The sequence below is a fragment of the Polaribacter sp. SA4-10 genome (genome assembly GCF_002163835.1).
Taxonomy (GTDB): Bacteria; Bacteroidota; Bacteroidia; order Flavobacteriales; family Flavobacteriaceae; genus Polaribacter.
Map to the genome: position 1 here is coordinate 3295152 of NZ_CP019331.1, position 16216 is coordinate 3311367.

14 protein-coding genes are annotated in these 16216 nt (G+C 28.8%); 5 read left to right on the forward strand and 9 right to left on the reverse strand.

Translation table 11 applies throughout. The features are described 5' to 3' along the window. Positions 1-85: 85 nt before the first annotated feature. Genes BTO04_RS14505 through BTO04_RS14515 form a run of 3 tightly spaced genes read right to left on the reverse strand, consistent with a single transcriptional unit; the run spans position 86 to position 2555 of the window. Entirely contained in the window at positions 86-1765 is a 1680-nt protein-coding gene (locus tag BTO04_RS14505) for a PspC domain-containing protein (protein WP_087565181.1), read from the reverse strand. Then, complete coding sequence (locus BTO04_RS14510; protein ID WP_087565182.1) at positions 1758-2102, reverse strand: PadR family transcriptional regulator; 345 nt, start codon at positions 2100-2102, stop codon at positions 1758-1760. The genes BTO04_RS14505 and BTO04_RS14510 overlap by 8 nt, the downstream gene beginning before the upstream one ends. A gap of 18 nt (positions 2103-2120) precedes the next feature. Then, entirely contained in the window at positions 2121-2555 is a 435-nt protein-coding gene (locus BTO04_RS14515) for a DUF4870 domain-containing protein (RefSeq protein WP_087565183.1), read from the reverse strand. Positions 2556-2784: 229 nt separating this feature from the next. Here BTO04_RS14515 and BTO04_RS14520 point away from each other — a divergent pair, with 229 nt between their 5' ends. Beyond that, complete coding sequence (locus BTO04_RS14520; protein ID WP_087565184.1) at positions 2785-3240, forward strand: DUF4442 domain-containing protein; 456 nt, start codon at positions 2785-2787, stop codon at positions 3238-3240. 1 nt (position 3241) lies between these two features. Here BTO04_RS14520 and BTO04_RS15400 read toward each other — a convergent pair whose 3' ends face one another. From BTO04_RS15400 to BTO04_RS14535, 4 genes are all read right to left on the reverse strand, one after another. Beyond that, positions 3242-3388 carry a hypothetical protein gene (locus BTO04_RS15400; RefSeq protein ID WP_198342073.1) on the reverse strand — a complete coding sequence of 49 codons (147 nt, stop codon included), beginning with the start codon at positions 3386-3388 and terminating at the stop codon, positions 3242-3244. 407 nt (positions 3389-3795) lie between these two features. Continuing rightward, the gene (locus BTO04_RS14525; RefSeq protein WP_087565185.1) at positions 3796-5745 is read right to left on the reverse strand and encodes an OmpA family protein; all 1950 of its coding nucleotides are present in this window, start codon (positions 5743-5745) and stop codon (positions 3796-3798) included. Between the two features lie 10 nt (positions 5746-5755). Then, positions 5756-6685, reverse strand: coding sequence for a type IX secretion system membrane protein PorP/SprF (locus BTO04_RS14530; protein WP_087565186.1), 930 nt, complete (start codon positions 6683-6685; stop codon positions 5756-5758). Beyond that, on the reverse strand, positions 6685-10296 hold the full coding sequence (locus BTO04_RS14535; RefSeq protein WP_198342074.1) for a gliding motility-associated C-terminal domain-containing protein: 3612 nt from the start codon (positions 10294-10296) through the stop codon (positions 6685-6687). Before BTO04_RS14535 ends, BTO04_RS14530 begins: the two co-directional genes overlap by 1 nt. Before the next feature lie 1128 nt (positions 10297-11424). On the opposite strand from BTO04_RS14535, the gene BTO04_RS14540 reads away from it, so the two are divergent. Next, entirely contained in the window at positions 11425-12306 is an 882-nt protein-coding gene (locus BTO04_RS14540; RefSeq protein ID WP_087565188.1) for an AraC family transcriptional regulator, read from the forward strand. Between the two features lie 379 nt (positions 12307-12685). Here BTO04_RS14540 and BTO04_RS15665 read toward each other — a convergent pair whose 3' ends face one another. Further along, positions 12686-12817, reverse strand: coding sequence for a hypothetical protein (locus BTO04_RS15665; RefSeq protein ID WP_302849199.1), 132 nt, complete (start codon positions 12815-12817; stop codon positions 12686-12688). Continuing rightward, positions 12792-13184, reverse strand: coding sequence for an Hpt domain-containing protein (locus tag BTO04_RS14545; protein WP_087565189.1), 393 nt, complete (start codon positions 13182-13184; stop codon positions 12792-12794). Before BTO04_RS14545 ends, BTO04_RS15665 begins: the two co-directional genes overlap by 26 nt. A 124-nt stretch (positions 13185-13308) precedes the next feature. Here BTO04_RS14545 and BTO04_RS14550 point away from each other — a divergent pair, with 124 nt between their 5' ends. The 3 genes from BTO04_RS14550 to BTO04_RS14560 are packed head-to-tail and all read left to right on the forward strand — an operon-like array spanning position 13309 to position 16213. Then, positions 13309-13683: a PleD family two-component system response regulator gene (locus BTO04_RS14550; RefSeq protein WP_087565190.1), complete on the forward strand. Its 375-nt coding sequence runs from the start codon at positions 13309-13311 to the stop codon at positions 13681-13683. Positions 13684-13710: 27 nt separating this feature from the next. Continuing rightward, positions 13711-14790, forward strand: a complete 1080-nt coding sequence (locus BTO04_RS14555) for a hypothetical protein (protein ID WP_087565191.1) — start codon at positions 13711-13713, stop codon at positions 14788-14790. After that, positions 14780-16213 (forward strand): glycosyltransferase, encoded by a 1434-nt coding sequence (locus tag BTO04_RS14560; protein WP_087565192.1) that lies wholly within the window; start codon positions 14780-14782, stop codon positions 16211-16213. Before BTO04_RS14555 ends, BTO04_RS14560 begins: the two co-directional genes overlap by 11 nt. Positions 16214-16216: the final 3 nt, after the last annotated feature.

Here is a 16216-nt window from a genome sequence, read left to right on the forward strand (position 1 = left end):
TTTTTTTAGATGTTAAAAGTCTTATAATAGACGCTTAAAATCTAAGTAAGGTTACTCAATTGTTGTTTTTTTTGGTTGAATTGTATTAAATTGTTTCTTTACCAATTTCATCTTCATCAAAATCATCTTCTATACAATCTGTGCATTTCAGGGTTTTATCTGTCATTTTAAAATGATGATTTGCCATGTCTTTATCATAAATATCTCCTTTGTTATCTACATGATATAGGAAGTTTTTTATCGAATTATCAAAGTATACTGTTCTGTTTTCTGGAAGATAAAAAGTGACTTTAATCTCTTCATCTTTCCACATATTTTTATATGCTGATAAAAAGAAAGCATCTAAAACAATTGTATTGTCAATAATTTCATATGTATACTCAATTTGTTGTGCATTTTTGTTCGCTTTTCCTTTGCTTTTTCCACGAGATTCTTTCTGAATTACAAAATAAGTATCATCAGAATTACTCTTCTTTACATCAACTTTTACGTTGTTTGTATAGACTTTTTTATGGTCTCCAATTTCAATCTCTTGTTTGTGAGAGCTTCTTCTTAAGTTATGTTGATAATAAATGGTATCATCATTTACCATTTTTAAGGTAATCGTATCATTTTGAGAAAGTGTTATTGTACTTTTTTCTATAGATTTACCATAATTAGCATGAGATGTTCCAAACTCTATACCTGTAAAAATTAATCCTAATAAAGCAACAATCCAAATTCCTAAAAGTGTTAATGAAGTGGCTTTTGTAAATTGTTTAACATTGCTAGAAAGTATTCTTAAACCTAATACAAGTAAGATTAAAAACGGAATTCCTATTAATGTGAAACTAAACAATGTTAATAGCCATTTTGGTAAAACTGAATCATAGAAAAATGGTGGATATTGTAAAAACTCTCCATCAACATTTAACCATTCTAAACTTCCTATAGAAAACCCTCCAATAATTAGAGATAAAATAACTGCTGCTGCAACAAAGACTAAAATTATTCCGATAAATTTTCCAATCACTTTAAAGAAGACAAGAATAATACTACCTATAGTGTTTAGAAAATCTTCTAAGCCGTTATTTTTTTTTGTCTTTCCCTTGCTAAAAGTCTGACTTATTTTTTCTGAAAACTCACTAGCGCCACCTTTTATTTTTTCTGATGCTTGGTTGGCAACGGTTCTTACATTTTCTGATACATTGCTAAACTCTTCACGAATTTTCTTTTCAATATTATCAATATTTACAGGTTCTCCTTCCATTTGTAATTTCTCGGCAGTTGTTTTTGCCTCAGGAAGCAAAACCCAAAGAATAATATATATTAATGGAGAAACCCCACTAAATAGTAAAATGATAAAAGCTAAACGTACCCAAATTACATCGATGTTAAAATAATGTCCAATTCCAGATGCAACACCACCTAAAAATTTATCATCACCATCTCTAAATAATTTTTTTCCAGAAGTACTATTTCTTTTGTAAGAATAGCTAGATTCATTATAAGGTTCTTCTGCTCCTGCATAATCTTCTGGTTGCCCCATAATTTTGATGATTTCATCAATATCACCTTCATTTACAACTTGTCTAGCATCTGTAATTTTTTCTGATAAAAGTTCACTAATACGTGCTTCAATGTCTGCAATGATTTCGTTTTTTCCTTGAGGATCATCACTTAATGATCTAGAAATAGATTCTAGATACCTTTTTAGTTTCTGATAGGCAATTTCATCTATATGGAAGAAAAATCCGCCTAAATTTATGTTTATTGTCTTATTCATTTGTAGTTGGTTTTTTACTAATTACTTGGTTTACTGAGTTTATTAAATTGCCCCATGTTTTATCTAACTCTTTTAAAAATAGGCCTCCGTTTTCTGTTAAAACATAATATTTTCTTGGTGGTCCAGAAGTTGATTCTTCCCATCTATAGGTTAATAAACCCGCATTTTTTAAACGAGTTAATAACGGATATATGGTTCCTTCAACCACAATCATTTCTGCACTTTTTAGCGTTGAAAGAATTTCAGAAGTATATGCATCTCCATGTTTTAATATGGATAAAATACAATACTCTAAAACACCTTTTCGCATTTGTGCTTTTGTGTTTTCTATCTTCATGTAAAGTGGTTTATATTGTTATTTTATAAATTTTATAGTAAAAGGATATTTGTAATTCTCTCCTTCTTTTGCTTTTAAAGCGGCAATAATTATTAATGCTATTTTTATAAGTCCTACAATTCCTGCAATTGAAGCTAAGCCAACAAAACCAAATATGTTTCCAGAATTAAAATTGATGTTAATGTGATTAAAGTTGTCGAAATTATCGAAGTTTCTAAAAATTGAACCTACAAAAAAAGGAACAACAGATAGGGTAAGAATAAAAATATATAGCGAGTAACTAATGTTAAAGTTTACAGCTTCTTTGCCTTGTTTATCTAAAAAAGGACTTCTATCCTTTAAAGTTTGCCATGCAATTAAAGGTGTAATAATATTACCAAATGGAAATAGAAACCCTGCAAATGCAGAAATATGTATTAAAAATGCGTTGGTGTTTTCGTTGTTTTGTTTCATGATGTTATAAATATATAATACTATCTTATGCAAATATATATCTTTAAGAAGGTATTATGCAATACATAGTACTGTATTTAACGTTTTTTTAACATTTTAAATTTTATCTATTTTGAATTAAAAGCTTGATAGTAGTTGGTTTTGTTGAGTCTTAATATATTTTAGCTATCTTGTGAGCCGCTATTTTAATTCTCAATCAAAACTTATTTAACAATTATAAAACTCAAAAATGATATTTACTCCAGGTAAAATTAATTTTTTTAATGCTATAAAATTGCCTTTGGCCTTTTTAGGTGGCGTAAGAGTAAAATCTATTTCAGATACAGAAGTAGTGGTTTCTATAAAACATAGATGGATGAATCAAAATCCGTTTAATAGTATGTTTTGGGCAGCTCAAGGAATGGCGGCAGAAATGCCAACTGGAGTTTTAGTTATGAAAGCAATAAAAGATTCTAAGAGTAAAGTTTCTATGTTAGTTACGCATCAAGAAGCAGATTTTTTTAAAAAGGCTACAGGCAGCATTCTTTTTTCTTGTAAAGGAGGAAATCAAATTAGAGAAGCAATTCAAAAATCTATAAAAACAGGAGAAGGACAAGTTATTGTGTTAACTTCAGAAGGAAAAAATAAAGAAGGTGTTGTTGTTTCTAGATTTCAATTTCATTGGAGTTTGAGAGTGAAGCAATAAATTATTTATTCTTTTTGTATAGTTCAGGTCTTTCTTCATTATAATCGCAATCTTGAAAAATACCGCAAGACACATTTGTGCGTACTAACGATTTTGTAATTTCAATTTGTTTATAAAAAGCTTCTATCTCTGGACTTAAATATTTCATTGTTATTTATTTATTTATTAGAAGTAATTTCAAAAATAAGCAAAATAATTAAAGGCTAATTTAGTTTTACTGATTCACTTCTTAAAAATTACAAAGAAGAATTATTGTATTAAAAAATAGTTAAATCTATAGATGATACTACTTTATATTGTTTGAATTCCTATGATACGTGTTTGTACTTAATTTATTGATAACTTCTTTGGCTTTATTATTAAAAGAAATACAAATTTCTGCACAATCATTACAATATCATATTGCAGAGATTGAAGAACACCTTTAAAAGGAATAGATTTTATTCTTATAATAGCGTTTATTTAGGTTTTAATAGATATAAAAAACAAGAAAGAGGAAGCCTATTTGCTTTCTCTTTCTTGCATTTTAATAATTTCGTAATACTATGACCTCTGTTATTTTAGGTCGTTAGGTATAAATATAAAATATGTTTTTCTATTTTCTTTATGATCCTTATCACTGCACTTTACGCCATCTATACAGTCATTCTTTATCTCTTGTTCACCAAAACCTTTTATTTCAATTCTATCAGAATTTACCTTTTCAGATTTTAGATATTCTTTTACCGATTCAGCACGTTTAATAGAAAGCGTGTCATTATATGCAGTTCTTCCTCTAGCATCTGCATGTGATTCTAATTTAACTTTGTCTTCTGGGTACTTCTTTAAATAATCAGTAACAAGCTTTAATAGTTTTTTTGCTGGTTCGGTAATAGTTGTATCATCATACTCAAAAGTGATAGGTCCTATTTTTATCAAATGAAAATCTTTAGAAACTGGAGTAAGATCGTCTTTGTTTGTTAAATTAACAGTGTCTAAAGTACCATCATATCCTTTTTTATCTACTTTAAAAACATAATCACTGCCTATTGGTAATTCAATGGAGTATTTCCCTTGCTTATTGGATGCTATAGTATCTATTATTTTTCCTTCTTTTTTTGATATGGTAATAGTTGCTTTAGGTATCGTAATAGATGTCTTCTGTATCTTAATAGAATCTATTATTTTTTGTAAAATGAAACCGGATACCTTTACTTGTTTAATTTTTTTATATTCTGTGAAAGAATAAATATCATCACTTCCTTTTCCGCCTTTTCTATTAGAGGAAATATATCCTCTTTTTTTCTGTTTATCCTGATCCTGCTGTGGAACTATTTTATAATCAAAGTCGTCTGCAGAAGAGTTTATAGAGTCATTTAAACGCAAAGGATACTCAAATTTATTGTTTTTAATTCCTGAAGAATACACATCTAGCCCCCCTTTTCCAATAAATAAATCCGATGAAAAATATAAGCGGTTATCAAAGGTACTTGGAAACATTTCATTGGCAAAACTATTCACTTTTTCACCTAAATTTACAGGGTCAGAAATAAAGCCTTCTTTGTTCATTAGGATATAATAAATATCAGTACCGCCAAATCCTCCTGGCATATCTGAGGTAAAATACAAGCGTTTTGTTTTTTTATCAAAAAAGGGGTGCCCATAAGAATAGCCGTCCGTTTTTTCTGGATAATAATTTACTTTTTTTAGTTGTTTATTTGCATCTAAAAAACCAAACACAATTCTAAAATTGCTTTTAGAGTTTTTAAATTTTAGTTTATTTTTTTCTTTGTGTGATTGTGTATAAAAAAAACGATTGTATAAAGAGTCATAAAAAGGAGAAGAGGTATGCATCATAGAACTTTTTGTATATTTGTCTAGAGTCAAAGTATCAATACTGTTGTCGTTTTTTAATTTCGCTTTGTAAATATTTATAAAGGGTTGTTTAATCTTTTTATAAATATAATTATAGCTCTTGTCTTCTCTGGAAGAGCTGAACATTACTGTAGAGTCAGGAAGAATAGCAACCCCAAAATCAGATTTTTTAGAGTTAATATCTAAATTTTTTATTTCATACGAAGTGATTGTTTTAGAGAATGGGTTTTCTTTTGTTCGTTCTTCTTTTATAAAATCATATCTTTTGGTTACTTCTTGTGAAAGGATGCTTGATATTGTGTTTATTACGGATGTAATAGAGTCTTCATCGGAATTAGATAACTTTAAAGATTGTAAATAATTATTGTATGCTGGTAAACGTAAACTTAAAGTGTTTCCATTGCTTATACAAGACATATACCCTTTAGCGGCATTGTTATAATCTCTTATTTTGTAATAACTATTTGCTAGGTTTAACAGTTGTTTACTGGTTAGTTGTTTTTCCGTTGAAATGGCATTGTATTTCTCTATGGCTTCAGTATAATTTTTCTGTTTATACGCTTTAGCCGCTCTTACTTCTATTCTTGTTTGTGATTGAATTACAAACGAAAAGCTTAATAAGACAAACATTAGTTTTAGGTTTCTTTTCATATTTTTTTTTTTAATAAAATCTTGGAGATTTAATGGTTCTAATCTTATTAGGAATTGTAAATTTTAGCATAATCTCATTAGAACCTTTATTAGAGCTAGACAAACCACTAATGGTACTGTCATATGAGTAGCCTAAGTAAAAAGAATCTGTTAATTTTATTCCAAACATACCCGTTATAATTTTAGAAGTTCTGTAGGAAAGACCAATGGTTATTTTGTTGTTAATTAACATGTTGGCTGAGTAGTCCATAACAAAAGGAAGATTTGGGGTTACTCTTGCTAAAACGGCTGGTTTAAATTTTAGATTGTCATTAAGGTTAAATATATATCCTCCCAGTATAAATAACTGTAAATTTGCACGATCTATTAATGTATTGTTTTGTGCTGAGTAATAACTATTTTTTAAGAAATTAGGTATAGATACTCCAACATACCAATTTTCTGCATAGGTCATAACACCAAAACCTAAACTTGGGTCAAAGTCATTCCTATTATTTAAGAATGGATCACTGGGATTTAATACATTTCCATCGTTATAGTTTGTATTTAAAAAAGAGCCTCCAGCGCTTGCACCAAATGAAGTGTAAATTGTTGAAGATAACTGAATCTCATAAGCGAAATCTGCGGAAAACGAAGTTTGTCTTGTTGCACCTATTTCATCACGTATAATATTTAACCCTACGCCTAATTTGTTCATTGACGGGAAAATTGCAGAGAAAGAATAGGTGTTTGGAGCACCTTCAAAGCCTGCCCATTGCGCTCTTCCTAGTGCTGTGAAAGTAACATCTTCTTGCGTATTAATATAAGCAGGATTATAAGTTAATGTGTTGTTTATATACTGCGTGTATTGAGGTTCGCGTTGTGCATTTATTTGGTGTATACTAATTATTAAAAGTAATAGTAAAAGGTGTTTGCTATAGCTATTTATTTTTCTAATCATTATCTTCTTATTTGGATATAACTTTTTATATTTTCAGTACTACCGTCATTAAATTTTATTACAAAGAAATAAGTTCCATTAGGAAGCTTTTGCCCTGTACCTATTAATTTACTAGTTTGATTTGCAACTCCATTCCAATCATTATTATAATTTTTCTTTTTATAAACAATGGAACCATATCTATCATATATTTCGATATCAGCGCCAATATACGTGTCAATACAAGATATAACGAAGTTATCATTCATTCCATCTCCATTAGGTGTTATAATATTGTAGATTTCTAGACATGAAGGAGTTACTAGTGCCTCTGCAGTGTTATTTGAGGTGTCTGCATCTATTGGTGTAGACTTAATAATACTTGCCGTATTTAAATAATCTCCATGGGTGTTTACTTTCACTGTTAAAGTTAATGTAGCGGATTCAATCGCTCCTAAAGATGGGATATTCCAAATTCCGTTAAGAGCATTATAAGTTCCTAAAGTGGTTGTGTTAGAGATATATATAAATCCACTAGTTAAAACCTCAGAGATGTTTAAATCTGTGAATATCGTTTGGTCAGAATTTTTAACATCTACTGTGAAGGTTATGATATCCTCTACTCTTGGTTTGATGAAATCTACTTCATTTTTAATTGTTAAATCAGAACATACTACAACATCTACAATTAGTTCTGCTGAATTAGAAGAATAACAACCTCCTGTTAGTGATACAGAAACTTTGGCGTCTGTTATGTTTATCCATTCAATTTCAATTTCATTATCATCCGCCGTTCCACCAGAAACTAAATTACCACCTGCTATATTCCAAGTATATGGGGCATGTCCTTCTGAAACGCTATACGTTTCTATGTCAGTAAAACATACATTTGCATTTTCTCCTTCTATGGTTATGTCTTGCGCTGTTGTAATTACAACAGTTACTTCTAAACGCTCACTACTTTCACAGGTTCCATCAGAATTTGCAGCATAATATTTGAATCCATTCGCTAAAGCATCCGTATTAGCATATACTGTTCCTTCAGTAGGTTGGTCGTACCAAGTAATGGTACCTGGTGTGTTTGCTCTTAAATCTAAAATTGTTGAAGCTTCAATACTACAAAAAGTTTGAGTGGCTTCTCCAGATGGCGAATTGGTATCTGAGATTAAAACCGTTACTTCTAAACGCTCACTACTTTCGCAGGTTCCATCAGAATTTGCAGCATAATATTTTAAATTATTAACTAATGCATCTGTATCGTTATAAGCATTCCCTTTAGTTAGTTGATTGTACCAGTTAATTGTTCCTGTTACTATTCCTGTTGCTTTTAAATCAGCAATTGTAGGATTTTCTATCTCACAAAAAATTTGAGTTATACTCCTTATAGTTGCAGGTTCTATATCATTAATAACAACACTTACTTCAAGTCGCTGACTACTTTCACAGTTTTCATCAGAATTTGCAGCATAATATTTTAATTCATTGACTAAGGTATCTGTATTGTTATATGCAGTCCCTCCAGATGGTTTGTTGTACCAAATAATTGTTCCGGTTGCAGTTGCTTGTAAATCAGCAATTGTTGGTTCATTAACAACACAGAAGCTTTGATTTGCATTTGTTATCTCTACAGGAAGTGTATCATTAATAATAACCGTTACTTCTAAACGCTCACTACTTTCACAGGTTTCATCAGCATTTGCAGCGTAATATTTTAATCCGTCTTCTAAAGCATCTGTATTGTTATGAGCAGTTCCTTCAGAGGGTTGGTTGTACCAAATAATTGTTCCGGTTGTAGTGGCTTGTAAATCAGCAATTGTTGGTTGCTCAATAACACAGAAGTTTTGATTTGCATTTCCTTCTGGTGTATTGGTATCTGATAGTGTTACAGTTACTTCTAAACGCTGACTACTTTCACAGGTTCCGTCAAAATTTGCAGCGTAATACTTTAATTCATTGATTAAGGCATCTGTATTGTTATAAGCAGTGCCTTCAGTGGGTTGATTGTACCAAATAATTGTTCCGGTTGCAGTTGCTTGTAAATCAGCAATTGTTTGTTCATTAACAACACAGAAGCTTTGACTTTCATCTCCTTCTGGTGTATTGGTATCTGATAGTGTTACAGTTACTTCTAAACGCTGACTACTTTCACAGGTTCCGTCAAAATTTGCTGCGTAATAGACAGATCCATTGACTAAGGCATCTAAAGCTGAATAAGCAGTCCCTCCAGATTGTTGGTCATACCAAATAACTGTTCCCGATCCAGTTGCTGCTAAATCAGCAATTGTTGGTTCATCAACAACACAGAAGCTTTGATTTTCATCTCCTTCTGTTGTTGCAGGGTCTTTAAGTATTACCTTTACCTCTGCACGTCCAGTACTTTCACAAGTACCTGTTAAATTTGCAGCATAATATTTTTTTCCGTTTTCTAAAGCGGTGTTATCTTTATAGGCAGTTCCTTCAGTTGCTTTGTCATACCAAATAAGAGTTCCTGTTGAAGTTGCTTTTAAATCTGATATTTTTGCTTCCGGAACAACACAAAAATATTGTGGATCTTCCAACACTGTTGGAGGTGGGGGTGATACTTTTACACTAAATAAATCTACTTGTTGGCCTAAATTAAATCCTACAGGAGATGTTAAGGTAATTCTAAGTCTATCAAATTCAACTTCTGGAGTTACTGTTATTTTAATTATTTCGCCATCTTCACTTGGATCTATTGTTATTTGATCAGCAGCGTCTAAGGTTTGAGAAAAGACAACTGCATCTTCCTTATATAACTCAACAGTAATATTTTGTTCATAAGCTGCATTAACTATAGCTCCACCTTTAGGTCTCGTACTCAACTCTAAAATATCTCGATTAGTCGCTGTCGTTGAAAAATAGATGTCTTGAGACATTGAAGCCAATGCACTTACAACCCCCACACTTATTGTAGAAAAGGTAATGGGATCGTTATCAATTGCAAATTCTAGGTCTTTTACACCTGTAGCTCCTAAATCTAATAAGTCTAAAGTAATTCCTGTTCCATCAAAAGAAGTGAAAATTTCTTCTGAGTTACAAGAAGTATCTGTAGGATCTAGATAAAATGCATGGTATACATTAGTAAAATTGGGCGTTGCTATGAATGTTGTATCGGTAATATCTTTAATAACGATGGCTTTATACGCTACTGTCGGGGTAATGGTGATAAATAAGTCACCATCCTTATTTTTTACTACTTTTAACGGTACTGTAATATTAGTAGGAATTGTTGAGTCATTAAAAAGATTATTAGTACTACCTAGAGCAACAACTTCTCCTGTAGTATCTAGTGCAGAAACCTCAACATAATGATCTCCAAGCGCAGCTGTCCCAGTTGCATCAGCCAGTAAGTCTCCTAGACTGCCCCCTAATAAAGCATCGTACATTCCTTTTTCTAAATCGTCTACCTTAATATATGTAGTTGAATTAGCAGGAACTGTACTTGAAAACTCTAGTTTTAATTTTCCCGAAGAACTAACGTTAGAATTAACAATTGCAAAAAGGCCATTTAGGGTCACTGCATCGGCACTATTTTCTACAAGATCTCCTTCAGAAACTTCTGTTGCAGTAGTTGCATAAATTTGTTGAGAATAGGTTTTAAACCCGTTCAAAAAAATAAGGGATCCTGCTAGAAACAAGATTTTAAAGTAATTTTTAAATTTCATAGTACAATTCTTAATATTAAATTTTATTCACTTAAAATAAAATTATTAGTTTACATTTAACGAGTAATACACCTATCAAACTAAAAACTATATTCAATTGAATTTTTAGTTTAACTTCTTATTTAACGATCATTAAATTGTTTTGAAATTAATTTCAAAACAATACCTATTGCAGTTACGCTGTCTTCTTTTTTATAAAATAATGGGTTTAGGGGAAATATATGTGTAGAGGCAGTTATATTATGATTTTGTACAAAGAACGAAATATTTGAATGTTAAAGAATGGATAAAACAATTAAACATATGGACGATACTACTTTATACTGTTTAGGTTCCTGTTATAAGTATTTTGCATTTATTTGTTAGTTTTTTTAGCTTAAACTTATTATACTTTCTAATTAGATTTATTACTTGATAACTTTTTAAACCTCATTAATTCCTTTTGTTAAGATAAATCTTATACCTAAGAGGGGTAACTTAATTTATATAAGATTTTAATTTCACTAAAAGCATTACGATTTTAAATAGTATAAATATTTCTGCTACTCCTAGCCAAATTATAAATAGCAATTGGTTGTATAAAACACGATATGTTGAAGTTGCAATCTCACCTCGTGTGAAACCTGAAAGAAGCTAACCTATAGTAATGTTTTTAGGTTTACCAAAGATATTTACAAACGAAACTAAAGGAACCTTTATTTTTATATTAAGTGTGTTTTAACGACTTTAAATAGGTTTTTATTTCTAAAATTAATGCAAATAAAAATACTCAAACCTATTTTACCAAATCAATAAAATTAGAGGCCAATTGGTCAAATACTGTGCGCTTCAGGATCATTTATTTTAACTACTTCTCCTTAACGGATAGTCAGAAAATAAACACACTTATTATTTTATGAAGTTCTTTTAGGGAATCTTTGCAACGGACTTAAACAATTAAAAGAACTAATTAATTTTCACAACATTAAAAACTTTATTAAATATAAATATATCGAAGAGTATTTTTGTTTAAATGTATTTTTCTTAATTTAAAAATGTAATTTCACTTTTTATATCTTTCTTTAAAAATAAATAATGAGCAAAACTCCCCCAGGTAAAAGCTTTTTAGGACAAGAAAAAATTATTTTGTCAGAATCTGTTGTTAATGGTTTAAAAAAAAATGCGATAACAGAAAAATTCTACATTAGTAATTTAGGGTATTATCCAATGGCAAAAAACCATTGTGAAATTGAAGAAAAAGGAGTAAGCCATTACACTTTTATATACTGCATAAAAGGACAAGGTAAGGCTCAATTAAACAATAAGGAAATCCTTATTAAACCAAATCAATTTTTTATTCTACCTAAGAATAAAAAGTATGAATGTAAATCTCATGAAACAAATCCGTGGACTATTTACTGGTTTAACTTTAACGGTTCTATTGCGTTAGATCTATTTACTAGGTATGAATTAAAAGAGAATATAAACATTCCTTTTTCTGTTGATCGAATTCTTCTTTTTGAAAAATTTTTTAATTTATTTAATAAAAAAAATCAAGAAGACTCATTAGAATACGCTACGCTCTTAAGTTTAAACTTTATTAGTTCTTTTATTTATACTGATTTTGATAAACAAGATATTATAAAAAAAGAAGAAACTTTAATTGATTCAATTAAGTTGTTTTTATTAAATAATTTAGATAAAAATTTCTCTCTTAATGATATCGCAACAAAATATAATTATTCAAAATCGCATTTACAGAAAAGATTTAAGTTTGAAACGGGTTATCCTTTAATGTATTTTTTTAATTTTAAAAAAATACAACAAGCTTCTGAATATCTAAATTTTACAGATTTAAGTGTAAAAGAAATTAGCTTTAAAGTAGGTTTTCAAGATCCTTTATATTTTTCTAGAATGTTTAAAAGTTATTTAGGGAAATCTCCAAGGTTATATAGAAATGACCGACTTAAAAGCTAATTTGTTGTAGCGCTTTAAAATAGTTGTAACTATTTTATTGAGCGCCTTTTCCTTTTCTCTACAAGCTAACTATCTGTCCAATTCCAGCCCCATTGTATGTGTTGTTTTTATTAATTTCTATGATGGGTAAAACTGTTAAGACATAAAATCATGTGAAAGAAAATTCTATTTTTTTTATTTTAGGCACAAACAAAAGTATAGCTGCTTTTTTTTAAGGATTGAAATTATAAACAAGCAAGGACAGCGTTTTTTATGATTTTAAAAATAACCCAAAAAGAAAAACAGATTAGATTGCTTCTATTAATATGAGTTATGGGCAGCAAAAACCTTTTAAAGATTTAGCGTTCATAAAAAAAGGACTAATTAATTTTCTAAATGACTAAGATATTTTGCAATTAAAATCAAAACCAGAATCTAATTCAGTAAATAGAAAAGAAGCATTTATAACAATTAATGAAGTTTTAATTCTATTAGTATCTACTATTCTATTGATTTTTATAATAAAACTCATTTTTTATTTTTTTTAAAATACATTCATATTCTACAATACTTTCTCTACAAATGGGTATTATAAAGTTAAGTTTTTCATGAATTATCTTTTTAGGAGCTTCAATTTTAGCTAAATTTTCGAGTTCAATAATTTCTTCTAAACATTTAATTCCCATTAAGCCAAAAGAGGATTTTAAAAAATGAGAAACATTTTTTAATTCAATGTAATCTACTTCAGTTAGGCTTTTTTCTATAATTTCAATTCGCGGAATTGTATCTGATAAATAGGCCGTAATTAATTCTATTAAAAAAGATGTATCTTCAGAGAAATATTCTTTAATAGTACTTAGATTTACAATCTCACTTTTAAGTTCTTTTTTTAAAGTCATTTTTTTTATTTTTTAAAAGAAATAAAAGTATTAAAAAAAAAATTAAAGTAAAAATTTGCTATATTTTTTACTTTTTTAGTTGAATGAAAAAGCTTTTAGGTTTATAAAACCTTAAAATATTAATATGAAAGGAAAAAGAATAGTTCTAGCTGAAGATAATTCAGTGTTATCTCTTGTTTTAAAACTTAGATTAAAAAAAGAGGGATATAAAATTTTTATAGCACCTAATGGTAAAGAGGCTATAACACTTATTGATAAGCATAAACCAGATTTAATTTTAACAGATGTTATGATGGAATTTGTGAGTGGTTTAGAATTAGTAAGTTACGTAAGGAATGAATTAAAAATTCCAACTCCAATTCTAGTTTTTTCAAGTTCCGGTCAGGAAGAAATGATTTTAAATGCTTTTAAATTAGGAGCAAATGATTTTATGAGCAAGCCATTAATACCTAATGAACTTGTTGTTCGTGTAAAAATGTTATTACTTAAGGTGCATTAAAAATTAATTTAATCTTTTGTAAACCGTATGAACACTTTTTGGTTAGAATATATAATTTGGATAATTGTAGCTGTACTGGCTATAGCTATTGCATTTCTGATTCTTTTCCTTAAAACTTTAAGAGATTATAATAATTTAAAAGAAAGCCAAAGACTTGCTTATCGAAAAAAAAGCGAACAGCTTTTAATAAATTATATTTATTCAGAAAAAAACGGATTAGATTTTAGTAAAAATCAATTAGAAATAATTAGAAAATTTAAAAAGGATGTTTTAAACAAACAAAAGAGAAACATTATTACAGCTATTTTTATTAATTTAATTCAAGAAGTTTCTGGAGAATTAATTTTGTCTATGCATGATTTGTATCAAGAAATAGGGTTGTTTCATTATTCTGAGAAAAAATTAAAAAGTAAAAAATGGAACGTAATTGCTTTAGGTATAAGAGATTTAAGGCAATTTAAAGTCAGAAAAGCAGAAAAAATAATAGATAAGTTTATTAATCACCCAAGAAAAGAAGTGAGAAGCGAAGCTCATCTTTATTTTATACAAGTATTTGAGCTTAAGGGATTAGAAAAATTAAAAGCATTAAAATTACCATTATCAGAATGGGATCAGATTCAATTGCTAAATGAATTAAAACTTTTTGATAGTTTAAAAGTACCAGATATATCAAGCTGGCTGAGATTAGAAAATGACTATCTAGTAATTTTTATTTTAAATGTTATTAAAATACTTAATAGAATTGATACTACAGACGAACTTCTAAATTTGTTAGATCATCCTAATTCTACTATAAGAATTAAAGCGATTGAATTACTTGGTCTTTTTGAAGTTATTGAAGCTAAAATTATATTAAAAGAAAAATTTAATGCCTTAAGCAATAAAGAAAAAATTGCTTTTTTAAATTTGATACAAGAAACAGCTACAAAAGAAGATGTTTCTTTTGTAATAAATTTTGTAAATCATGAAATGTTTGAAATAAAATTTAAAGCTTTAAAAATTTTAAAGACGCTAGATCAGAAAGAATACAATTTATTATCAAACGAATCTAAAGATATAACTTCAAATAAAATTATTCACTTTTTAAACTCAAATTATGAACTTTGAAAATGTATTTAGAATAGTTTTAATAAGCTTACATTATTTTTTCCTTGTTTTTACGGTTTTAATAATATTATCATATATAATTTTAGCATATTTTTCTTCAATAGAAACAAAAACCTACCTGAAGAAAAATAGTTTTGTAGCGTATAAAGATCTTTTATCTTCAAAAGTAACACCTTCCATTTCTATAATTGCACCCGCTTATAATGAGAGTTTAAATATTGTAGAAAATGTTAGGTCGCTATTGTCTATTCATTACGTTAATTATAATGTAATTATTGTTAATGATGGAAGTAAAGATGATAGTTTAGAAAGATTAATTAATGCATATAATCTAGAAAAGGTAGAATATCTTATCCATCAGGAAATAGATACAAAACCTTTAAGAAAGGGCGTTTTTAAATCTAAAAATCCTGCTTTTGATAAATTAATTGTAATTGACAAAGAAAATGGAGGCAAAGCTGATGCATTAAACTTTGGCATAAATATTAGTAAGAGTAAATATTTGGCATGTATTGATGTAGATTGTTTATTACTAGAAGATTCACTTCAAAGAATGGTAAAACCATTTTTAGATGCAACAGATAGAAAAGTAATTGCTTCTGGAGGTGTTATAAGAATAGCGAACTCGTGTAAAATTGAAAACGGAAAATTAGTAGAAATAAATTTCCCCAAAAAATGGATTGAAAGAGCGCAAGTTTTAGAATATTTAAGATCATTTTTATTAGGTAGAATGGCTTGGGCTAGATTAAATGGTTTGCTTGTGATTTCTGGTGCTTTTGGTATGTTTGATAGAGAAATAGCACTAAAAGTAGGTGGTTATGATACCAAAACTGTTGGAGAAGATATGGAGATTATTGTTAGAATGAGAAGGTACATGGAAGAGGCTAAGCAAAAATATAAAATTGCTTATATACCAGATCCATTATGTTGGACCGAAGCTCCTGATAATTATAAAGTTTTTATTTCGCAAAGAAATAGATGGACAAGAGGTACAATTGAAACGCTTAAAACGCATAGAAAAATTGGCTTAAATCCTAAGTATGGAATTTTAGGAATGTTAAGCTTTCCTTATTGGTTTATTTTTGAAAGATTAGCTCCTATAGTTGAAGTTGCAGGAATTATTTATTTTATTCTACTGGTAATTTTTAGAGAATTAAATTGGAGTTTTGTTTTAGGTATTTTTTTAATGGCATACCTTTTTTCATTGATATTTTCTTTTATTGCTATTTTTTCTGAAGAGTTTACCTACCATCAATACAAGAAAAAAGGAATAGGCCTTGTATTGGTTTTAACTATAATTTTTGAACCACTTATTTTGCACCCTTTTGTTTTATATGCTGCAATTAAAGGAAATATTGATTATTATTTTAACAAAAATAAAAAATGGGGCGTCATGATCAGAAAAGGTTTATCTAAAAAATAAAGA